Source organism: Pinisolibacter aquiterrae, assembly GCF_019160155.1.
Lineage (GTDB): Bacteria > Pseudomonadota > Alphaproteobacteria > Rhizobiales > Ancalomicrobiaceae > Pinisolibacter > Pinisolibacter aquiterrae.
Genome location: NZ_JAFNIH010000042.1, coordinates 103928 through 123324, shown reverse-complemented (window position 1 = coordinate 123324; position 19397 = coordinate 103928). Strand labels below are relative to the sequence as shown.

At 70.1% G+C, this 19397-nt stretch carries 20 protein-coding genes and 1 tRNA gene; 9 read left to right on the top strand and 12 right to left on the bottom strand.

Annotation, left to right across the window (positions count from 1 at the left end):
• Nucleotides 1-364: 364 nt before the first annotated feature.
• Nucleotides 365-1900 (top strand): S41 family peptidase, encoded by a 1536-nt coding sequence (locus J3S89_RS18320; protein ID WP_217929347.1) that lies wholly within the window; start codon nucleotides 365-367, stop codon nucleotides 1898-1900.
• Nucleotides 1901-1933: 33 nt separating this feature from the next.
• On the opposite strand, the gene J3S89_RS18315 is transcribed toward J3S89_RS18320, so the two are convergent.
• Nucleotides 1934-2018 (bottom strand) — tRNA-Leu (locus J3S89_RS18315).
• Between the two features lie 249 nt (nucleotides 2019-2267).
• Here J3S89_RS18315 and J3S89_RS18310 point away from each other — a divergent pair.
• Nucleotides 2268-3452, top strand: a complete 1185-nt coding sequence (locus tag J3S89_RS18310) for a vWA domain-containing protein (protein WP_217929346.1) — start codon at nucleotides 2268-2270, stop codon at nucleotides 3450-3452.
• A 138-nt stretch (nucleotides 3453-3590) separates the two neighbouring features.
• Here the strand turns inward: J3S89_RS18310 and J3S89_RS18305 are convergent, their stop codons facing one another.
• The 6 genes from J3S89_RS18305 to J3S89_RS18280 all read right to left on the bottom strand — a co-directional run bounded on the left by J3S89_RS18305 (nucleotide 3591) and on the right by J3S89_RS18280 (nucleotide 7872).
• Nucleotides 3591-4337, bottom strand: a complete 747-nt coding sequence (locus J3S89_RS18305; protein ID WP_217929345.1) for a fatty acid desaturase family protein — start codon at nucleotides 4335-4337, stop codon at nucleotides 3591-3593.
• 145 nt (nucleotides 4338-4482) lie between these two features.
• Nucleotides 4483-4842: a hypothetical protein gene (locus J3S89_RS18300; protein WP_217929344.1), complete on the bottom strand. Its 360-nt coding sequence runs from the start codon at nucleotides 4840-4842 to the stop codon at nucleotides 4483-4485.
• A 43-nt stretch (nucleotides 4843-4885) separates the two neighbouring features.
• Nucleotides 4886-5389 carry a xanthine phosphoribosyltransferase gene (gene gpt / locus J3S89_RS18295; RefSeq protein ID WP_217929343.1) on the bottom strand — a complete coding sequence of 168 codons (504 nt, stop codon included), beginning with the start codon at nucleotides 5387-5389 and terminating at the stop codon, nucleotides 4886-4888.
• 7 nt (nucleotides 5390-5396) lie between these two features.
• Nucleotides 5397-6170 (bottom strand): competence/damage-inducible protein A, encoded by a 774-nt coding sequence (locus J3S89_RS18290; RefSeq protein ID WP_217929342.1) that lies wholly within the window; start codon nucleotides 6168-6170, stop codon nucleotides 5397-5399.
• A gap of 111 nt (nucleotides 6171-6281) precedes the next feature.
• Nucleotides 6282-7472: an FAD-dependent monooxygenase gene (locus tag J3S89_RS18285; protein ID WP_217929341.1), complete on the bottom strand. Its 1191-nt coding sequence runs from the start codon at nucleotides 7470-7472 to the stop codon at nucleotides 6282-6284.
• A gap of 145 nt (nucleotides 7473-7617) precedes the next feature.
• Complete coding sequence (locus J3S89_RS18280) at nucleotides 7618-7872, bottom strand: zinc-finger domain-containing protein (RefSeq protein WP_217929339.1); 255 nt, start codon at nucleotides 7870-7872, stop codon at nucleotides 7618-7620.
• Nucleotides 7873-8022: 150 nt separating this feature from the next.
• Between J3S89_RS18280 and J3S89_RS18275 the strand changes: the two genes are divergently transcribed.
• Nucleotides 8023-8832: an alpha/beta fold hydrolase gene (locus tag J3S89_RS18275; protein ID WP_338019813.1), complete on the top strand. Its 810-nt coding sequence runs from the start codon at nucleotides 8023-8025 to the stop codon at nucleotides 8830-8832.
• A gap of 54 nt (nucleotides 8833-8886) precedes the next feature.
• Here the strand turns inward: J3S89_RS18275 and J3S89_RS18270 are convergent, their stop codons facing one another.
• On the bottom strand, nucleotides 8887-10623 hold the full coding sequence (locus tag J3S89_RS18270; protein WP_238482047.1) for an ABC transporter ATP-binding protein: 1737 nt from the start codon (nucleotides 10621-10623) through the stop codon (nucleotides 8887-8889).
• A 157-nt stretch (nucleotides 10624-10780) separates the two neighbouring features.
• Nucleotides 10781-11611, bottom strand: coding sequence for an enoyl-CoA hydratase (locus J3S89_RS18265; protein ID WP_217929335.1), 831 nt, complete (start codon nucleotides 11609-11611; stop codon nucleotides 10781-10783).
• 180 nt (nucleotides 11612-11791) lie between these two features.
• Between J3S89_RS18265 and cysE the strand changes: the two genes are divergently transcribed.
• Together cysE and J3S89_RS18255 are read left to right on the top strand one after the other, a co-directional pair.
• Nucleotides 11792-12616, top strand: coding sequence for a serine O-acetyltransferase (cysE, locus tag J3S89_RS18260; protein WP_217929334.1), 825 nt, complete (start codon nucleotides 11792-11794; stop codon nucleotides 12614-12616).
• A gap of 307 nt (nucleotides 12617-12923) precedes the next feature.
• Nucleotides 12924-13136, top strand: coding sequence for a DUF3126 family protein (locus tag J3S89_RS18255; RefSeq protein WP_217929331.1), 213 nt, complete (start codon nucleotides 12924-12926; stop codon nucleotides 13134-13136).
• 34 nt (nucleotides 13137-13170) lie between these two features.
• Here the strand turns inward: J3S89_RS18255 and J3S89_RS18250 are convergent, their stop codons facing one another.
• Nucleotides 13171-13845 (bottom strand): hypothetical protein, encoded by a 675-nt coding sequence (locus tag J3S89_RS18250; protein WP_217929329.1) that lies wholly within the window; start codon nucleotides 13843-13845, stop codon nucleotides 13171-13173.
• A gap of 141 nt (nucleotides 13846-13986) precedes the next feature.
• Between J3S89_RS18250 and J3S89_RS18245 the strand changes: the two genes are divergently transcribed.
• The 3 genes from J3S89_RS18245 (at nucleotide 13987) to J3S89_RS18235 (ending at nucleotide 16489) form a co-directional block, all read left to right on the top strand.
• A complete protein-coding gene (locus tag J3S89_RS18245; protein ID WP_217929327.1) occupies nucleotides 13987-14316 on the top strand; it encodes a DUF6949 family protein in 330 nt (109 codons plus the stop codon).
• 175 nt (nucleotides 14317-14491) lie between these two features.
• The gene (locus tag J3S89_RS18240) at nucleotides 14492-15868 is read left to right on the top strand and encodes a methyl-accepting chemotaxis protein (protein WP_217929326.1); all 1377 of its coding nucleotides are present in this window, start codon (nucleotides 14492-14494) and stop codon (nucleotides 15866-15868) included.
• A 93-nt stretch (nucleotides 15869-15961) separates the two neighbouring features.
• The gene (locus J3S89_RS18235) at nucleotides 15962-16489 is read left to right on the top strand and encodes a gamma carbonic anhydrase family protein (protein WP_217929324.1); all 528 of its coding nucleotides are present in this window, start codon (nucleotides 15962-15964) and stop codon (nucleotides 16487-16489) included.
• A gap of 406 nt (nucleotides 16490-16895) precedes the next feature.
• Here J3S89_RS18235 and J3S89_RS18230 read toward each other — a convergent pair whose 3' ends face one another.
• Nucleotides 16896-17510 carry a PilZ domain-containing protein gene (locus tag J3S89_RS18230; protein WP_217929322.1) on the bottom strand — a complete coding sequence of 205 codons (615 nt, stop codon included), beginning with the start codon at nucleotides 17508-17510 and terminating at the stop codon, nucleotides 16896-16898.
• A gap of 87 nt (nucleotides 17511-17597) precedes the next feature.
• Entirely contained in the window at nucleotides 17598-18257 is a 660-nt protein-coding gene (locus tag J3S89_RS18225) for a PAS domain-containing protein (protein ID WP_217929321.1), read from the bottom strand.
• A gap of 300 nt (nucleotides 18258-18557) precedes the next feature.
• Here J3S89_RS18225 and J3S89_RS18220 point away from each other — a divergent pair, with 300 nt between their 5' ends.
• Nucleotides 18558-19271, top strand: coding sequence for a rhomboid family intramembrane serine protease (locus J3S89_RS18220; protein WP_217929320.1), 714 nt, complete (start codon nucleotides 18558-18560; stop codon nucleotides 19269-19271).
• Nucleotides 19272-19397 lie beyond the last annotated feature (126 nt).

Sequence of the window (19397 nt, the reverse complement as noted above, 5' to 3'; positions counted from 1 at the left end):
AATGGCCGCCAACCGCTCGTGCATGGCTGCACGGCCGGCGGCGTCACCCCGCGAAGACGAAACGAACACTCGTGGTCTGGAAAATTCGTCCGATCGTCTCGAGAATTCGTGCGTTCGGGGAAATCGATACCGAATTCGCCGATCTTCGGGAAGGATCCTTCCTATGGCGCGGATCCGGCGAAGCCATGCGTCGCGGGCGCGCCTGTCGTGCGTCGCGGTGCGGGAGGGGCGAACCGAGGGGCATGGGCGGCGGCGGCGGTTTTGTCGCAGCCGAGCGGGACGTGCCGCGATAGACTGGATCCGGCGGGCCCGTCGCACGATTCCGGCGGGTCGCGGTGGCGCGATGGTCGATGGGATTTCAATCATGCCGATGGTCTTCTCGAAGCGGTTCGTCTCGCGGTGGTGCCTGTCGGCGGCGGCGCTCGCCCTCGGTCTCGCCTGGGGCGGGGTGGCGGCGCGGGCCGAGGCCTCCGGCGCGGCCTCTCTCCGTCGGACGGCGCCGGCGGATTTCTCCGACCTCGGCGAGGTCGAGGCGTTCCGGCGCATGCACGAGAAGATCGCGGCGGAATATGCCTTCACCGAGTGGAAGGGCGTCGATTGGCCGGGGCTCCGCGCCCGGATCCTGCCGCTGATCGAGGCGGCCGCCGCCGCCCGCGACGTCAAGGCCTATCGAGCGGCCCTGCAGGCCTATGTCGCGGGTCTCGACGACGGACACGTCAACCTGCCGCGCAACGACGCGGTCGCGCCGGCGATCGACGCGCTGACGGCGGAGGCCTCGGGCGGGACCTTCGGGATCGGTCTCGTCGAACTCGACGACGGACGGGTGATCGCGGCCTCCGTGGCGCCGGGCGGCCCGGCGGCGCGGGCGGGGATGCGGCCCGGCGACGTGGTGTCGCGTTGGGGGGATCGGCCGATCGGCGAGGCGATCGGCGCGGTCGATCTCGGGCGTTTCGCCGCCGCCGCGCGGGTGGCGACCGATGAGCACCGCCGTCTCGAACAGGCGCGGCTGATGACCCGGGCCACGATCGGCACCGCCGTCGAGATCGACCTCGCGGGGGCCGAAGGAGCGCCGGACCGGCGGGTCCGTCTGGTCGCGGAGAGCGACGGGCCGGCGGCTCTGCGCGATCTCGCACCGCGTCTCGATCCCGGCGAAGTGCCGATCACCAGCCGGCGGATCGGCCGTTTCGGCTACATCCGCCTCACGATCCTCGCCGACCTCTCCGATCTCGGGCGTTGGCCTGAGGCGATCTGGGCCGCCTATCGGCGCGCCATCCTCGGGTTCCGCGCCGAGAGGGTCGACGGCCTCGTCCTCGACCTGCGCGGCAATCACGGGGGATGGGATCTCCTGGCGATGCGGATTTGCGGCACGCTGCGGCGGACCCCGGTCTTCTACGAGGCGACCGTCTTTTACGACGCCGACACCGGGCGGTTCCGCCGCTTCACGGTCGACGATCGCACCGGCGCGGTGGTCGACGGGCTGACGGTGCGGCCGGAGAAGCCGGTCTTCGCCGGGCCGGTGGTCGCGCTCGTCGATCCGATGACGATCTCGAGCGGCGAGGGGCTGGCGCGTTGCGTGCGCGAGCGCCCGGGCGGCGTGACGCTCGGTTTCCACGGCACGCGCGGCTCGTTCGGGCTCGCCGGCGGCGAGATCCGGCTACCCGGCGGCAACGTCCTCCACTATCCCGACGGGCGCGCGGTCGATCGCGACGGAACCATCCTGATCGACAGCCGTCACGGCGTCGGCGGGGTCGCGCCGACGATCCGGGTGCCGGTCACCTACGAGACGGCGATGGCGAAGGCGAGAGGCGAGGACGTCGAACTCGCCGCCGCGCTGGCGTTTCTCGACCGGGCGAGCGCCGGGCGGGCGAAGGCGCGGACGGGATCGCAACGGCCGCGGTGAAGCGGAGCCGACGGGCCGCTTCGCGATCGACGGTGGTGCGGACGGCGGGGGTCGAACCCGCACGCCTTGCGGCGCAAGATTTTAAGTCTCGTGCGTCTACCAGTTTCGCCACGTCCGCACACCACCACCGCTAGCCGTGGACGCGGCGCGATTCAAGTTCGCTTTCGCCCTTCTCCCCAATCGCCGGAGGCCGGCGTGCCCCGGTGGTTCCGCCACGACATGGGTCCGTAATCGCCGAGATTTCGCCATGGTCCGGCCGAGGACCGACCGCGATCGGGGGTGAGGCTCTCTCATCGGCCGCGCTGCTTCGGGATCGTGGGGATCCCGTTCGAGGCGGGCGGGCGATCATGGTGAGGGGGAGAATCCCATGAACAAGTTCATTCTCGCGTCCGGATTGGCGACGGCGCTCTTCGTGGCGGTCACGGGCCGCTCGTTCGGCGGCGACGGCGTCTCCGGCCAGGGCGTCGCGCCGCAGACCGAGACGCGCGCCGCGCCCTCGGGCACCTCGGTCGCCGACATCGGCGCGCCGAAGCGCATCGAAATCGCCTTCGTCCTCGACACCACCGGCTCGATGGGCGGCCTGATCGACGGCGCCAAGCGCAAGATCTGGGGCATCGCCGACGAGGTGCGCAAGCTCCACCCCGACGCGGAGATCCGCATCGGCCTCGTCGGCTATCGCGATCGCGGCGACGCCTATGTCACCGACGCGACGGACCTCTCCACCGACATCCACGCCGTCTACGGCAAGCTCCTCGACTTCCGCGCCCAGGGCGGCGGCGACTGGCCGGAATCGGTCAACGAGGCGCTCGCCGTGGCGGTCGGCAAACTGTCGTGGACCTCGGGCGACGATACCCGGCGGCTGGTCTTCCTGGTCGGCGACGCCCCGCCGCACATGGACTATCCGCAGGACGTGCCCTTCACCGACACGCTGAAGATCGCCGCCGACAAGGGCATCCTGGTCGACGCGCTCCAGTGCGGGGTGGCGGCGGACACGGAACTCGCCTGGAAGACCATCTCCCAGCTCGGCCACGGGCGTTACGCGCAGATCCCGCAGTCCGGCGGGGTGGTGCAGATCTCGACCCCCTGGGACGATGAGATCTTCCAGATCCAGATCCGGCTCAATCGCACCATCGTGCCCTACGGCAGCCGGCAGCAGCAGTCGGAGGTGCGCGCCAAGGCCGCCAAGGCGGCGGCGGCGCCGGCGGCGGTGGCCTCGGACATGGCGAGCTATTCGGCGCGCGCCACCAAGGAGGCGGATCGCAAGGTGGTGACGGGCGAGGGCGATCTCGTCGCCGACGTCATCGCCGGTCGCGCGGTCGCCGGCAAGGTCGCGACCAAGGACCTGCCGGAGGAGTACCAGACGCTCGCGCCGGCCGATCTCGAGGCGGCGATCGCCGCCAAGTCGGCCGAGCGTCAGCGCCTCCAGGCCGACCTCGGCCGTCTCGTCGCCAAGCGCGACGCGATGGTGGCGGAGGAGCGCATCAAGGCGCCGGCCGGCAAGGACGGGTTCGACCGCGTCGTCGAGGACATGCTGCATTCACAGCTGAAATGAGCGCTCACGGCGCGCGGCGGCCCGGCCGTCGTGCCGCCCGGTCCTTCGAAACATCGGCGAGACCTCGGGCCGCGGCGGAGACGTCGCGGCCTTCGTCGTTCATCGGTGCGGATGGAGGGGTGTTCGGGCCGATCGCCGTCAGGCGCGCCAGGCCGGGACGGGGGCGGCGGGATCGGCGGCGTCGAAGCGTTCGGGCACGAGGTGTTCGGAGCGGCAGATCCCGAGCCGGGCGAGCAGGACGAAGATCCGGTCGAGCAGCGGATTGGTCCAGCCGCTGATGATCGCGAAGCTGCGGCGCGGGTCGTCGTGGTGGGCCTGATGGGCCTCGGCGGTCATCACCAGCCGGATGCGCTGCATCGCGGCGATCAGCGGCGGCACGTCGGTGCGGTGCATGACGCTGTGGAAATACTGGATGTAGATCGCGCCGATCGCCATGGCGAGGCCGGCGGCGACGAGCCAGGGCGGCGGCGCGGCGACGGCGATGGCGACGTCGAGGACGAGCAGCACCGGAAGCCCGCCGACGACGAGCGTGTCGCGGGTCAGTTCGCGCAGCGAGCGCCGGCCGAGGGCGCGCGGCGTGTGGTGATGGACCTTGAAGTCGTAGGCGATGCGCCAGAAGGCGTTGAGGCGGGCGAAGAACGCCTTGCGCATGCGCGTATATTCCGGCGTGTCGCGGCGCGGGGCGAAGAACAGGAGATCGGCGCGGAACGACGTTGGCAGGTGGACGTAGTCGAGCAGCATGTGGACGACGCCGGAGCCGAAGTCGATCACCGCCCAGCCCAGGACGAAACCCGGAACGATCGTCCACGACGGTGCCCGCAGCAGCGCCAGGGCGATCCAGAGGGTGGAGAGGCCGAGAAACACGAGACAGAGGCGGTAGATCATCGAGGTCCTCCGACCGTTCGTGCCGGCGCCGGGCCGGGTTCGCTCGCTCGCCCGTGGGGCGTCCGACTCCGGCGAGGGAGCGGGACGACACCACGTCCGGCGAGGCGAACCCGAAGACCGGCACCGGCGCCGAGGCGACGACGCGTCAGGCGCGGCCGCCCGGTCCGCCGGTCTCCTCGCCCTCCTCGAGGGCGGCGAGGGTCTCCTCGACGAAGGTCTTGGCCGACTTCTTCGCCTCGCGGACGAGGTCGGCGATGTCCTTGGCGAGACGGTCGAGCTCCATCTGCAGGCCGCCGGCCGAGGGCTTCTCGGTCGACATGACGTAGCCCGACATGGCGATCGACAGGGCGATCTCGATCAGGCCGAACACGGCGGTGCCCTCGTCGACGTCGTTGGCGTCGAGGTAGTCGAGCACCATCTCGCGGATGGCCTCGGCGTGGGCCTCCTGCTCGTCGTCCCAGCTCTCGAGGTCGGTGTTGTCGTTGTCGTTGATGTGATCGTTCACGGGGCTGCCTTTCGCATGGCGGAACGGGACGGGAGGGGGCGGATCAGGCGCCGCCGTCGTGGAGCGGCGGCTGGAAGGTCAGCCCCATGTCCCAGGGGAAGTAGATCCAGGTGTCCTGCGAAACCTCGGTGATGAAGGTGTCGACCAGAGGGCGGCCCTGGGGTTTGGCGTAGACGGTGGCGAAATGGGCCTCCGGCAGCATCTCGCGGACGACGCGGGCGGTCTTGCCGGTGTCGACGAGGTCGTCGACGATCAGGATGCCTTTGCCGCCGGCGCCGGTCTTGGCGATCAGCTCGTCGGAGACCCCCTTCATGACCTTCAGCTCTCCTTGCGAGGAATAGTCGTGATAGGAGGCGACGCAGACCGTCTCGATCAGGCGAATGTCCAGCTCGCGGGCGACGATCGCCGCCGGGACGAGGCCGCCGCGGGTGATCGCGACGATCGCCGACCACGGCCCGTGCCCGGCGAGGCGCCAGGTGAGCGCACGGGCGTCGCGGTGGAACTGGTCCCAGGAGACGGGGAAGACTTTCTGCTGCGGCCCGGACATGTGCACCTCAGGGATAGCGGGAGCGGACTTCGGCGAGCATCGCCTCGACGTCGGCCACGGCGGCGGCCAGGATCGCGGCGTCACGGGCCCGGACGACCACGTTGGTGGCGTAGCGTCCGTCGCGTTCGTAGGGGTAGGAGCCGATCACGGTGGCCGGGTGGGCCTTCTGCAGCGCCCCGAGCGGAGTGGCGATCAGGCCCTCGCCGAGATGGGCGTCGATGGTCTCCGACAGCATCCGCCGGCCGCCCTCGAGGGTGCGGCAGACCACCGTCATCATCGACTGGAGCACCGCCGGCACGCCCGCCATGACGTGGACGTTGCCGATCGTGAAGCCGGGCATGCCGTTGTCGGTCTCGATCAGGGTGGCGCCGAAGGGGATGCGGGCCATGCGCAGGCGCGCCTCGTTGATCTCGGCGCGGCCGGCGAGACGGGCCTTCAGGATCTCCACGGCGCGGGGATCGTGATCGATGCCGACCCCGAAGGCGACGGCGATCGCGTCGGCTGTGATGTCGTCGTGGGTCGGGCCGATGCCGCCGGAGGTGAAGACGTGGTCGAAGCGGGCGGAGAGCGCGCGCACCGCTTCGACGATCATCGCCTCGTCGTCGGGGACGATGCGGACCTCGCGCAGATCGATGCCGATCTCGGTCAGACGGTCGGCGACGAAGCCGATGTTCTTGTCCTTGGTGCGGCCGGACAGGATCTCGTCGCCGATCACCAGCATGGCGGCGGTGACGATGCGATCGGCCGGTGCCGAGGGGGCGGAGGCTGCGTCTTCGGTCATGACCCTGCGGTTCCTCCCGGCTGGTGTCCTCGGCCCGTCCTCGTTTCGATAGCCCAACGCGAGGCGAGCCTCAAGGCGAGGCGCGGAAATGCCCACCGGAACCGATCCGGATCAGCCCGCCTTCCAGCCGTAGATCCAGGCCATGCGATCGGTCAGGCGGGATCCGACGCCGAGCTTCAGGGTGGTGTCGCGGAAGAAGGCGAGACCGTCGGGCATGTGATAGATGCGCCCGTTCTTGGCCGCCTGATCGACGATGGCGCGGGCACGGGGCTTGCGCAGCGTCTCGTAGGCGTGGAAGGCGGAGGCGACGTTGGGGGCGCCGCGCAGGGTGCGGGCGAGGACCTCGGCGTCCTCGATCGCCATGCCGCCGCCCTGGGCGGCGAAGGGGAGGGTGGCGTGGGCGGCGTCGCCGAGCAGGGTCACCGCGCCCGACGACCACTCGAAATCGGTGTCGAAGCCGCACAGCGCCCATTTGGTCCACTGGTCGGGCAGATCGAGCAGCCGGCGGGCGAGCGGTGGCCAGCGTGTGGTGGAGAGGCCGAAGACACGGGCGACCTCGGCGCGATCGGCGGCGACCGACCAGCTCTCGTCGTGCCAGGCGTCCTCGACGATGGCGACGATGTTCCATTCGCGCCCGGCCCGGATCGGATAGTGGACGATGTGGGCGTGGGGGGCGAACCACAGTCCGGTCGAGCGGCGCAGTTCCTCCGGCGCGGCCTCGATCGGCACGGTGGCGCGATAGGCGGTGCGGCCGGTGTAGCGGGCGGGCGGGCCACCGCGCACGGCGATGCGCACCCGCGAGCGCACGCCGTCGGCGCCGATCAGGCCGTCGGCGGGAAAGTCGCGAGCCTCGCCGGCGACGGTGGCGTGGATGGTGATGTGGCCGGGTTCGGCGCCGACGCCGCGCAGGCGCGCGTCGAGCACGAGGTCGACGAGCGGGTGGGCGCGGGCGGCGGCGGCGAGCACGGCGAGGAGATCGGCGCGATGGATCACCCAGAACGGGGCGCCCCAGCGCTCTTCCGGGCGCGAGCCGAGCGGCGTGCGGGCGACCTCACCGGCGGCGCGGGTGGAGAAGACGCGAATGTCGGAGGGGGTCACGGCGACCCGGGCGAGGGCCGGGCCGAGGCCGAGGTCGACCAGGATGCGCGAGGCGTTGGGCGAGATCTGGATGCCGGCGCCGACCTCGGCCAGTTCGTGGGCCTGTTCCAGGACGGTGACGCGGTGGCCGTCGCGGGCGAGCGTGAGGGCGACGGCGAGACCGCCGATGCCGCCTCCGGCGACGATGAGAGAGTGTCCCGACATGGGATGGACCGTTCCCGTGGTTGGGGGCGGGCCGTCGGCGAGAACGCGAGGGCGGTCCGTGGAAGCGGACGACGGCGAGAACCCGCCCGGGGCGAGGATCACGCCGTCGGAATCTGAGGCCGGCGGGGAGACCCGTCGGGCGGCGTCACTCGGCGGCGACGGCCGCGGGATGCCACTCGGCCTCGGCCGGGACCGATTCGGTCGCCTTCAGCGAGGCGTCGTGGACATAGAGCGTGCCGCACCAGGGGCAGAGCTTTTCGTCGTCGCCACCCATGTCGAGATAGACGTGGGGGTGATCGAAGGGCGGCCGCGCGCCGATGCACATGAATTCGCGGGCACCGATTCGGATCTTGTCGATGCCGCCATCGTTGGCGAAATGGGGAACGGCAGCGTCCGCCATGGGATAACCTCATGCTCTCGATCGAAGGCGGCACCATAGCCACGGCGGCCGCCGGTGGGTAGTGGGAAAAGAGGCGGAGTACGCGGCGCGGGGCAGTCCCGCCGCGAAAGGGCTTTTCGTCGTCCGCCCGGATCGTTAGCCTCGCCGGCCATGAAGATCACCTCTCTCTCCACCTCGCCCCGCAAGGGTGCTCCGCCGATGCGATTCTTCCAGTCGGAGGGGCTCAGCCTCGCCTATTTCGACGTCGGACCGCAGGACGGCGAGCCGATCGTGCTGGTGCACGGTTTCGGGTCCAATTCGCGCGTCAACTGGGTCGGCACCGGCTGGGTCGACCTGCTGGTCGGCGACGGGCGGCGGGTGATCGGGCTCGACAATCGCGGCCACGGCGCTTCCGACGCGCCGCACGATCCGGCGCTCTATCACACCGGCGATCACATGGCCGAGGACGTGCGCCGGCTGATGGATCATCTCGAGATCGACCGGGCCGACGCGATGGGCTTCTCCAAGGGCGCGTGGATCCTCGGTCATCTGGCGACGCGCCATCCCGAGCGGCTGCGCTCGGTGATCTTCGGCGGGCTCGCCATGGCGATGGTCGAGGGGCTCGGCGGGCAGGAGACGATCGCCAGCGCGCTCGAGGCGGAGACCGACGCCGAGGTCGTGACGCCCAAGGGCCGGGCCTATCGCGCCTTCGGCAAACAGACCGGATCGGATCTCCTGGCGCTCGCCGCCTGCATGCGCGGCTCGCGTCAGCCGGTGCCGCGCGAGGCCTTGGCGGCGCTCGATCTGCCGGTGCTGGTGGCGGTCGGCGACAAGGACGACGTCGCCGGCTCGGTCGAGGACTTCGTGGCGCTGGTGCCGGGCGCGCGGGCGGTGATCCTGCCCGGCAAGGACCACATGGCCTCGGTCGGCGACAAGATCTACAAGCAGGCCGTGCTCGACTTCCTCGCGACGCGGCCCTGAGAGGGCGACGGACGGGGCGGTGTCTCCACGAGCCCGCCCGCGTGCCTCGATCCTTCAGCCGAACTGGACCGCGTGCAGGCCGGCGTAGCGGCCGCCGTGGGCGAGCAGCTCGGCATGGGTGCCGCGCTCGAGGACCTTGCCCTCCTCGATCACGCAGATCGCGTCGGCCTTCTCGATGGTCTGGAGGCGATGGGCGATGACCAGCGTGGTGCGGCCGCGCGAGAGTGCCTCGAGCGCCTGCTGGATGGCGCGCTCGCTCTCGGTGTCGAGGGCGGCGGTGGCTTCGTCGAGCAGCAGGATCGGCGCGTCCTTGAGGATGGCGCGGGCGATGGCGAGGCGCTGGCGCTGGCCGCCGGAGAGTTGGGCGCCGTTTTCACCGACCTGGGTGTCGTAGCCGGCCGGGAAGCCCATCACGAAGTCGTGGGCGTAGGCTGCCTTCGCCGCCGCCTCGATCTCGGCGCGGGTGGCGTCCTCGCGGCCCATGGCGATGTTCTCGGCGATGGAGCCCTTGAACAGGAACACGTCCTGGCCGACGTAGCCGATCGCGGCGCGCAGCGAGCGGCGCGAGACCGTGTGGATCTCGGTGCCGTCGATGGTGATGCGGCCGCCGTCCGGCTCCCAGAAGCGCAGCAGCAGCGACAGGATCGTCGACTTGCCGCCGCCGGAGCGGCCGACCAGGGCGGTGGTCTTGCCCGCCTCGGCGACGAGGTCGAGGCCGTCGAGGACCGGCTCGTCGTCGCGATAGGCGAAGCGGACGTCGTCGAAGACGACCCGGCCGGTGCCGACGGCGAGGGGCGGCAGGGCGGCGTCCTCGACCTCCGGGGCCGGCTCGGCGAGGAAGTCGTACATCATCTGCACGCCGACCAGATTGCCGGCGAGCTCGACGTGGACGCGGGCGAGGCGCTTGGCCGGATCGTAGGCGAGGAGCAGCGCGGTGATGAAGGACATGAAGACGCCCGGCGTCGCCCCCGCCGAGGTCACGCGCCAGCCGCCGTAGAGGATGACGCCGGCGACGGCGAAGCCGCCCAGCGTCTCCATCAGCGGCGCGGTGCGCGCGCCGACGGAGGCGAACTTGTCGGCGGCGTGGCGGACGAGATCGATGGTCGCGGCCATGCGGGCGCGCTGATGGTCCTCGAGGCCGAAGGCCTTCACCACCTTCATGCCCTGGACCGTCTCCTGGGTGATCTCGACCACCATCATGCCCTGGGTGAAGCCGGCCTTCATGATCGCCTTGGCGCGCTTCACCAGCTTCTGGACGCCGAAGACCGCCCCGGGCATCACCAGGAAGGCGATCAGCGACATGGTGGGATCCTGCACCAGCATGACGGTCAGGAGGCCGATCAGGGTCAGGAGGTCGCGGCCGAGCGAGGTGATGATGATGTTGAGCACGGCGCCGCAGGAGGCGGCGATGTAGCTCTGGCGGGCGACGAACTCGGAGGTGTGGCGGTCGGCGAAATAGGAGAGGTTCAGCCGCAGGAGATGATCGAAGATGCGGGCCTGGACCGAGGCGACGATGGCGTTGGCGATGCGCGACAGCGTCACCTGCTGGCCGAAGGTGGCGAGGCCCTTGACCACGTAGATCACGGCGACCGCGCCGGAGAGGGCGAAGATCGCCGATTGGCTCTTCTCCAGGAACACCTTGTCGATGACGTCGCGCATCAGCCAGGCGGCGAGCGAGGTGGAGCCGGCGATGGCCGCCATGCAGACGAAGGCGACGACGTAACCCTTCCAGTGCCGGAGGCCCTGGTCGGCGACGAGGCGGCGGACGAGGGCGACGGTGCCGCCGGTCATCAGGCTGCCGATCTTGGGTTTCGACACGGACGAACTCCACATGACCGCGCCGCTCTCCCGGCAGCGCGATTTCCGGCCCTCAATGGACAAGATCGGCCGCGAAAGCAAGGTTCGCGGGCCGACGAGGGGGCGGCGCCGGCGGGAGGGGGGGGCGCCTTCAGCGGCCGTGGAACTTCGCCTCGCGCTTCTCCAGGAAGGCGGTGCGGCCCTCGGCGAAGTCGGCGGAGGCGAAACAGGCGTCGGTCAGCGCCACCAGCGTCTCGCGGCGCGTGGGGAGGGCGCCGTCGACGACCGCGTCGATCGCGGCCTTGGCGGCGCGGAGCGTCAGCGGCGCGTTGTGGGCGATGACGGTGGCGAGGTCGATCGCCTCGTTCTCCAGCGCCTCGACCGAGTGGACGGCGGCGAGGAGGCCGATCTCGAGTGCCTCGGCGGCGGTCATGCGACGGGCGGTGAAGAACATCTCCTTGGCGCGCTGGGGGCCGACGGCGGCGACCACGTCGGCGATGCAGTCGGGCGGATAGCCGACGCCGAGGCGGGCGGCGGGGATGCCGAAGACGGCGTCGTCGGCGGCGATGCGGATGTCGCAGGCGACCGCGAGCCCCATGCCGCCGCCGAGACAGAAGCCGCGAATCATCGCGATGGTCGGCTTGGTCGCGTGGCGCAGCGCCGAGAAGGCTTCGGCGTTGGAGGCCTCGTAGGCGCGGGCCGAGGCGGCGTCCTTGCGGACGGTGGCGAATTCGGAGATGTCGGCGCCGGAGACGAAGGCGAGATCGCCGTCGCCGCGCACCACGATCACGCGGACGTCGGGATGGGCGACGAGGGCGGCGACGGCGCCGGGGATCGCCTGCCACATGGCGAGCGAGACCGCGTTGCGGCGCTCCGGATTGGCGACGACGAGACGACCGACGGCGCCCTCGACCTCGATGCGGATGCGCGGGTCGGCGCTCTCCAGAGTGACGACGGCGGGGGTTTCGGAGGTCGAGGTCATGGGGCTGTCTTTCGAAAGGACGGGCGGAGAGGCGGGCGACGGCGCGGGCCGGTGTCGTCGGTCGCGGGGGGCTCGGTGATCACGAGACCGTCAAACCGGGGGTGGCGTCAATTGGATGTTGACCGGATTCGCCCTATGTTCGTCCCCCGACGATCGATCGTCGTCCCCGAGGAACGAGACATGGCCAAGACACGCAACACTCCCACGCCCTTCGCCGGCAGCGTCGATCCCATCTGGGACCGCGTGCGCGCCGAGGCGGCGGCGATGGCGGCGAGCGAACCGGCGTTGGCGAGCTTCATCTGGGAGTCGGTGCTCAATCACTCCCGTCTCGAGGACGCGATCGTCCACCGGGTGGCGGAGCGGCTCGGCCATCCCACCGTCAAGGAGGCGTTGATTCGCCAGACCTACGAGGAGGCGCTCGCCGACGAACCGTCGATCGGGTCGATCTTCCGGGTCGATCTCCAGGCGGTCAACGACCGCGATCCGGCCTGCGAGCGGATGATCGAGCCGATTCTCTACTTCAAGGGGTTCCACGCCATCCAGACCCACCGGCTCGCCAACTGGCTGTGGCGCAACGGCCGGCGCGACTTCGCGCTCTATCTCCAGAGCCGCGCCTCGGAGGTCTTCCAGACCGACATTCATCCGCAGGTGCCGCTCGGACGCGGCCTCTTCTTCGACCACGCGACCGGCATCGTCATCGGCGCCACCGCGGTGATCGACGACGACGTCTCTATCCTCCAGGGCGTCACCCTCGGCGGCACCGGCAAGGAGAGCGGCGATCGCCATCCCAAGATCCGCCAGGGCGTGCTGATCGGCGCCGGCGCCAAGGTGCTCGGCAACATCGTCGTGGGCAAGTGCGCGCGCGTGGCGGCGGGATCGGTGGTGCTCGCCGAGGTGCCGCCGCGCACCACCGTCGCCGGGGTGCCGGCGCGGGTGGTCGGCGAGGTCGCGTGCTCGGAGCCGTCGCGGGCGATGGACCAGATGCTCGACGACGATCGCGGCTGAGAGCGCGTCTCGAGAGGTCGGACGGGTCGGCTCGGCGGGTCTCTTCGCGCCTCGCGGCGTCGGCCATCTCTCGGACGTCTCGACATCGGCATCGATTCCCTCCGCGCGAGGCACGAAAATCCGGCACCGCTCCTCCGCCGCCGACTTTCGGGAGACGCTCCGAGGCGACGTCCGTTTTCCCCAGAATCGGCGCGAAAGGCCGTGTCCGCCTTTGACGCGCGCCGGGGGGCGTGCCACAAGCGGCGCCGAAAACGGCGGCCGCACGCAAGGTCGCCGCTTCGTTCCTTCATCAACCGGAGCCAAGCTCGTGGACAAGACCGAACTCGCCAAGCTGCAGGCCTATCTCCAGCGCAAGTTCGAGCTCGACACCATCAAGGTCGTCGCCCGCCCGAAGAAGAAGGACTCCGCCGAGGTGTTCATCGGTGACGAATTCATCGCCGTGATCTATCGCGACGACGAGGACGGCGAAGTCTCCTGGAACCTCCAGATGGCCATCCTCGAGATGGATCTCGACGACTGAGATCCTGAACGGCGACGGCGCCGGGTCGGCGCCGTCACGGCTCGCCGCGCGGCGCGCCCAGCCCCCATTGCGCGAGACGGGCGTCGAGACCGTCGCGGATCTCGCGCCAGCGCGCCAGACGGGCGCGCGGGAAGCGGCGCCCGACCATGACGCCGTCGACGATCTCCTCGTTGAGACAGGTCGTGACCGGACCGTTCGGCGCGAGCGGCCAGCAGCGCGCGACGAAGGGGTGGACCACCCCCGGCTCGAACCACACTTCCTCCCCGACATAGCCCGCCTCGGGTGAGAGATGCCGCCCGACGAGGCCGAGATCGGCGTCCGCCTCGAGCGGATCGCCGACGAAGAGGCGCGCGTAGACGGTGGCGAGGCGCGCGGCCTGATCCATCTCGGCGCCGGCGGGCGCCAGCGTCACCCAGATCACGTCGGCGCCGCCGCCGGTCTCGTCGAAGCGGTCGGCGTCGGCGGGCGTGCGGCCGGTCCATTCCGGAAACAGCAGGGCGAGGTCGAGCCGCTCCTGGGGACCGGGACGGCGTTGGGCGGGGAAGCGGATCGCGTTCATCGGCAGTTCGAGCCTGTGCCCGGCGAGGTCGACGGCGACCGGCAGGGGCGAGGTCTCGGCCGTCTCGCGACCGCTGCCGTCCCGCCACAACACCAGCGCGACGGCGAGAGCGGCGGCGAGGGTGGCGAGGATCCAGGTCGTCTTCGGCATCGTCGGCGGCTCCTCGGCGACACCGCCTCGCGCCCGTTAACCATCGAGCGAGAGACGGCATCCGAATCCCCATCGAGGGGGCGACGGGACGAGGGGGGCGTGATAGAAGTTAACGAAGAGTTAACGGGGTGTGGGTGCGTCATGTTGTTCGAGTTGGCGATCGCGGCCTATGCGACCGCCTGCGGCTTCGTCGCCGCGGGGGTCCTGTCGTCCTTCTACACCTTGGTGACCAACCGTCCGGTGCGGTTTTCGGTCGAATTGAACACCTTGTGGCGCGGGGCCGTGGACCTCGTCCTGTGCGCCTTCACCGGGCCCTTCATCATCATGCGCAACGCCATTCGCGGGCGGGTGCAGGAGCAGCGCCCGGTCGGTTGGCTGGTCGCCTCGACGGCCATCGCCGCCGGGTGGAGCCTGTGCTCGGGCATCGTCATGGTGCAGCTGGTGCTGGCGATGCGGCACGGCCTGATGTGAGGCGTGGGCGCCGAGGGGGCGGCGGTCCGCGTGGGCGCTTCGGGACACGATTTGGAAATAGATATTTTCATTGAAACTTCAATCGGTTGTGGTTTTTTCGATTGACCTTGGGTCAATTCAGATCCTGTTAAGCATGGCGTGAACAGGGTGCACTCGTCCCATCGGAGTGCATGCAATGTCCATGTTCGTTCGCCCGCGCAGAGTGGAAAGCGTCGTCGAAATCCCGTCCGAGGCGTCGCTCGACGTCACGCGGCTCACCGCCGCTCTGGCGGCGGTGGCGGCGCGCCAGACCCTGCCCGATCTCGACGGGGTGCCGGCGATGGTGCGCGAGGCGGTTCTCGCGCTGGACGCGGTCATCGGCGGCCGCGACGTCGAGGCGCTCGACGCGGCGGTCGGCTTCTCCATGAAGTCGAGCGCGGCGATGGCGGCGTCGGCCCACATCACCGGCGAGATCCGTCATGCCGCCGCCCGGGGGCAGGGCATGGCCGCCGGCGTCGAAGAACTCACCGCGTCGATCCGTCAGATCGCCTCGGCGGCCGGCGTCGTCTCCACGGCGATGCACGAGGCGGCGGAGGCGAGCGCGATCGGGGTCGAGGCGAGCGAGGCGGCGGCGGCGGCGAGCCGGTCGATCGGCGCCTCCTTCGGCCGGATGAACGCGGCCTCCGAACAGCTCGTTTCGGCGACGGGGCAGATCTCGACCTTCGTCGCGACGATCGAGGCACTGGCCAAACAGACCAATCTGCTCGCGCTCAACGCCACCATCGAGGCGGCGCGGGCGGGCGAGGCCGGTCGCGGCTTCGCGGTGGTGGCCTCCGAGGTGAAGAACCTCTCCGCGCAGACCCAGCGGGCGACCGACGACATCCGCGCGCGGATCGCTCGGCTCGAGGAGCAGGTGCACGAGCTCGCCTCGAGCATCGAGGACGTCGCCGGCCTGGTGCAGGACAGCACCGCCTCGTCGGAGACGGCGCGCGGCCGCATCGAGGATCTGCGTCTGGTGGTGCAGGAGAGCGCCGGCCGGATGAACGAGATCTCCGGCGTGCTCAACGAGCAGACGGTGGCGGTGGACGAGATCTCCGCCGGCGTCCACGCCATGGAGCGCCACACCCATCGCGCCTCGGACCACACCGCCGACGTCAATCGGGCGATCTCCAGCTGCGAGGAGATGGTGCAGCGGCAATTCGCGCTCAGCGACGGGCGCAACATCCGCGACGCCATCCTCTATCGCGCCAAGTCCGACCATCTCATGTGGAAGAAGAGCCTCGCCGAGGTCATGGTCGGCCTGAAGACCGTCGACGCCGGGGCGCTCTCCGATCACCATCAGTGCGGCTTCGGCCGTTGGTACGACCGTGTCGAGGACGAGAGCCTGCGCCGTCATCCCGACTTCGTGGCGCTGCTCGGGCCGCACGAGGCGGTGCATCGCAACGGCCGGCGGGTGGCCGAGGCGGTGGCGAGCGGCGATCTCGACGGGGCGCACGCCGCCTTCGTGGAAATGGACGCGGCGTCGGAGCGGGTCGTCGAGCATCTCGATCGGCTGATCCGGCGGCGGGGCTGAGGAGCGCGGGCGCGGCCTTCGGCATTTCGTCCCTCTTGCCGAGGGCGGCGCGATGACGATTGATGGACGGCGAAGCGACGAGGGAGATCAGGCATGACGATGTGGAAGCTCGACGGCATCGCCCCGGAACTGCCGGCCGACGGCTCGGCCTTCGTGGCGCCGACCGCCGATCTGATCGGCCGGGTGCGGCTCGGATCGGGCGCGAGCGTGTGGTTCGGGGCGGTGCTGCGCGGCGACAACGAGTGGATCGAGATCGGTGATCGCTCCAACGTCCAGGATCTCTCGGTGTTGCATACCGACATGGGCAGCCCGCTGACGATCGGTCCGGACTGCACCATCGGTCACAAGGTGACGCTGCACGGCTGCACCATCGGCGCCAATACGCTGGTCGGCATGGGCGCGACGATCCTCAACGGCGCCCGGATCGGCGCCAATTCGCTGGTCGGGGCGGGCGCGCTCGTCACCGAGAACAAGGAATTTCCCGACAATTCGCTGATCGTCGGGGTTCCGGCCAAGGCGATCCGCACCCTCGACGCGGCGGCGGTCGAGCGTCTCCGGAAATCGGCCGAGGGCTATGTCCGCAACGGCGCGCGCTTCGCGGCGAGCCTCGAGCGGATGTGAGATCGGCTCTTCCGGTCGAGCGCCGGGTAGAAACGAAACGGGCCGGCATCGGAGCGATGCCGGCCCGTTCGATTCGGACCCGGTCGTCTGGGGACGGGGAGGGTGGGGACGTGACCAGGCCCGCAAAGGCGAAATCTTCTCCTCCCGTCTCGTCGCCGGCGCGTTCCCCGGAGGGCGGCGCTCGTTCGACGGGACGAGAATGCACCTCCCGGCTTGCGCCGGACTGAAGGAATTCACTCGAGTTCGTCACGAATTGTCGCGATCGCCGGGCAAACGCCGAAAAGGGCCTCTCGGCGGGCGTTCCCGCGCCTGAAAGGTCTTTCCGATCAGATGCTTGCTTCCTTCTCCGCGACGGCGGCGGCGTCGGCGAGGTGTCGCCGACGTGGTGAAGGAAGCGTGAAGGCGGTCAGGAGAAGAAGTTGCGCAGCGTCTCGATCTCGTGGACGACCGAGAATTCGATCGCGACGCCCTCGTCGAAGTTGCGCACGACCCGGCCGCGCATGACGCCGAGGATGACGGGGGTGCCGATCTCGAGACGGCGATCGATGTGGACGGCGGCGCCCGACGGCGACACGTCGATGATCCGGCACTTGATCTCGGCTCCGTCGGCGAGAACCAGCTTGGAGAAGGGGTTGCGCGGGCTGAAACGGTCGTGGCGCCGGTCCTCGGGGAGGTTGAGGATGTGGCGATTGGCGAGCCAGGTCAGCTGATTGGCGAGCTTGTCGCGCTTGCGCGTCGACATCGCCAGCGACATCGCGAAGCCGCCCTCGATCAGGCGGACGATGCGTCCCTCGATCCGGCCGATGTGGTCGATGTAGGCGACGACGCGCTCACCGAGGCGAGCGACGGCGGGAATCATCACCGCGGCGCCGCCCGGCGACATGTCGACGATCTGGCAGGCGAATTCGCGCCGGTCCTCCAGCATGCAACGCCCGAGCAGGTTCACCTTGACCCGCTGATGCATGCGGCGGTCGGTCGCCGACGCAGTGTCGTTGCGGACGGGGGTGGTGGTTGGACGCATGTCGGCCTCGGCATGATCGGTGCTTCCGAGATTCTAGGTCGGTGATGGTTAACCGCGCGTTGCGTCCGGCCGAAAAACACGGGGGGTTCACGCTCCCGTCGATTTTCCTCCCTCGAGGACCACGAGATGACCGACACGGCGCTCGCCGAGACCGGGGACGACCGACATCGGCGCGGGACGGAAGACCGAGGGCGGGCGATCGGCGGCGGGCTCGGGGGCGGGAGCGTCGCCACGGCGCAGGAAGCTCGGACGTTCGTCGGGCCAGATCAGCCGGAGGCTGGAGACCGTCTGGGTCATCAGGGGGTGAATGCCGATCCAATAGGGATCGTCCATCGGCGCGAGGGAGCCGAGGATGCGGGTCCAGCCCTCGCCCTTCTGGCGGATCGGCAGCAGCAGGACCTCGCAGGGCAGGGTGCGGCGATGGGCGGAGACGCCCTCGTAGCCGAAGACGGCGGCGGCGGCGTCCTGCGACACGGCCGCGAGGAGGGTCGCCACGGCCTCGCGATCCTTGCCCTGCCAGAAGGAGAGGAAGTCCTTCCCCTTCAATTCGCGGCCATAGAGCGCGCAGACGCGGGTGCCGGCGAGGCGGAAGCGATACTCGTGACGGGAGGTCGCCTCGAGGATGAAGGTGTCGCCGAGAATGCGCCGGAGGTCGGAGGGTTCGATCTCGGTGCGGTCGGGGGCGGGACGATCGCCGCGCAATCGCTGCCAGTAGTCGTAGAGTTCGCGCGTGGCGGCATGCTTCATGGTTCCAAGTCCCCCTGTCGTCCCCATCAAGGGACGGCGCCTCGTTTCGAGACTCCCGTCCCGAGACGGCCCATCGGGGCGAGCCCTGCCCCGGTGGCCGATTTCCGTGCCGCGCCGATCCTTCGTCTCGTCCCGGCGCCACGAGCCGTGCCGAAATGGGACGAATGAGCGCCGCGTGCGTTCACGTCTCGTCAACACTTGCGAAGGTCGTGCCGGTTTTCGCCGCCTCGAAACGAAACGCGGTTGCCGCCTTCGGGGATCGGCTCCATATGCGAGGACGCGAGACGAGAGGGACGAGCGATGGTCGGTGACGCGAACGAGGGGAACAGAGGGCCGGGACGGCGTGGCGAGCCGGTCTTTCTCCTGCCGCCCGTCATCACCGTGATGGTGGCGATCCCGATCGCGATCGTCTTCGTCAGGGGGCTGCTGCCGACCCAATTCGACGTGCCGATCGACTATCTCTTCGGCTTCGTCCCCGATCGCTACATCCTCGACGGCGGCGCGCCGATCTATCCGGGCGGGTGGGGTGCGCTGGTCTGGACCTTCCTCACCTACGCGCTGCTGCACGACGGCTGGTCGCACGTCCTGCTCAATTCGGCGATGTTCGCGGCGCTGGCGCGTCCGGTGTCGGCGCGGCTCGGAACCGGGCGTTTCCTCGCCTTCTGCGCGGCGGCGACGGTGGCGGGGGCGGTGGTGCATCTGGTCGTCGCATGGGGGTCGCAGGCGCCGATGATCGGGGCCTCCGGCACGGTCTCGGGGCTCCTCGGGGCGTTGCTGCGCTTCGTGTTTCGGTCGCCGTGGGCGGAGACCGGGGGGATCGGCGACTCGCTGCGCGAACCGCGCGTGCGCGGCGCCATCGCGGCGCTGGTGATCATGAACGTGGTGCTGGTCTTCCTCGGATCCGGCCCCTTCGGCGGCAACGGCGGATCGATCGCCTGGGGCGCCCATCTCGGCGGCTTCCTGGCGGGTTTCCTCGGCTATTCCGCCTTCGAGCGGCGCCGCTCGGGCTGGTGAGCGCGGCAAGAAGTCGCGCGACTCCTCGGCGTGAAATTCTCGGAACGGACCGTTCGAACGGCTTGCGCGGGCGTTCGGGTGGCAGCATCATGACCACTCGCTTCCGACAGAACCAAGGATGCCCCC

Bases quoted from the DNA above. Each gene is read 5' to 3' on its own strand.
- J3S89_RS18320 (WP_217929347.1), top strand. From the start codon at position 365: ATGCCGATGGTCTTCTCGAAGCGGTTCGTCTCGCGGTGGTGCCTGTCG.
- J3S89_RS18310 (WP_217929346.1), top strand. From the start codon at position 2,268: ATGAACAAGTTCATTCTCGCGTCCGGATTGGCGACGGCGCTCTTCGTG.
- J3S89_RS18305 (WP_217929345.1), bottom strand. From the start codon at position 4,337: ATGATCTACCGCCTCTGTCTCGTGTTTCTCGGCCTCTCCACCCTCTGG.
- gpt (WP_217929343.1), bottom strand. From the start codon at position 5,389: ATGTCCGGGCCGCAGCAGAAAGTCTTCCCCGTCTCCTGGGACCAGTTC.
- J3S89_RS18290 (WP_217929342.1), bottom strand. From the start codon at position 6,170: ATGACCGAAGACGCAGCCTCCGCCCCCTCGGCACCGGCCGATCGCATC.
- J3S89_RS18285 (WP_217929341.1), bottom strand. From the start codon at position 7,472: ATGTCGGGACACTCTCTCATCGTCGCCGGAGGCGGCATCGGCGGTCTC.
- J3S89_RS18280 (WP_217929339.1), bottom strand. From the start codon at position 7,872: ATGGCGGACGCTGCCGTTCCCCATTTCGCCAACGATGGCGGCATCGAC.
- J3S89_RS18275 (WP_338019813.1), top strand. From the start codon at position 8,023: ATGAAGATCACCTCTCTCTCCACCTCGCCCCGCAAGGGTGCTCCGCCG.
- J3S89_RS18270 (WP_238482047.1), bottom strand. From the start codon at position 10,623: ATGACCGGCGGCACCGTCGCCCTCGTCCGCCGCCTCGTCGCCGACCAG.
- J3S89_RS18265 (WP_217929335.1), bottom strand. From the start codon at position 11,611: ATGACCTCGACCTCCGAAACCCCCGCCGTCGTCACTCTGGAGAGCGCC.
- cysE (WP_217929334.1), top strand. From the start codon at position 11,792: ATGGCCAAGACACGCAACACTCCCACGCCCTTCGCCGGCAGCGTCGAT.
- J3S89_RS18250 (WP_217929329.1), bottom strand. From the start codon at position 13,845: ATGCCGAAGACGACCTGGATCCTCGCCACCCTCGCCGCCGCTCTCGCC.
- J3S89_RS18245 (WP_217929327.1), top strand. From the start codon at position 13,987: ATGTTGTTCGAGTTGGCGATCGCGGCCTATGCGACCGCCTGCGGCTTC.
- J3S89_RS18240 (WP_217929326.1), top strand. From the start codon at position 14,492: ATGTCCATGTTCGTTCGCCCGCGCAGAGTGGAAAGCGTCGTCGAAATC.
- J3S89_RS18235 (WP_217929324.1), top strand. From the start codon at position 15,962: ATGACGATGTGGAAGCTCGACGGCATCGCCCCGGAACTGCCGGCCGAC.
- J3S89_RS18230 (WP_217929322.1), bottom strand. From the start codon at position 17,510: ATGCGTCCAACCACCACCCCCGTCCGCAACGACACTGCGTCGGCGACC.
- J3S89_RS18225 (WP_217929321.1), bottom strand. From the start codon at position 18,257: ATGAAGCATGCCGCCACGCGCGAACTCTACGACTACTGGCAGCGATTG.
- J3S89_RS18220 (WP_217929320.1), top strand. From the start codon at position 18,558: ATGGTCGGTGACGCGAACGAGGGGAACAGAGGGCCGGGACGGCGTGGC.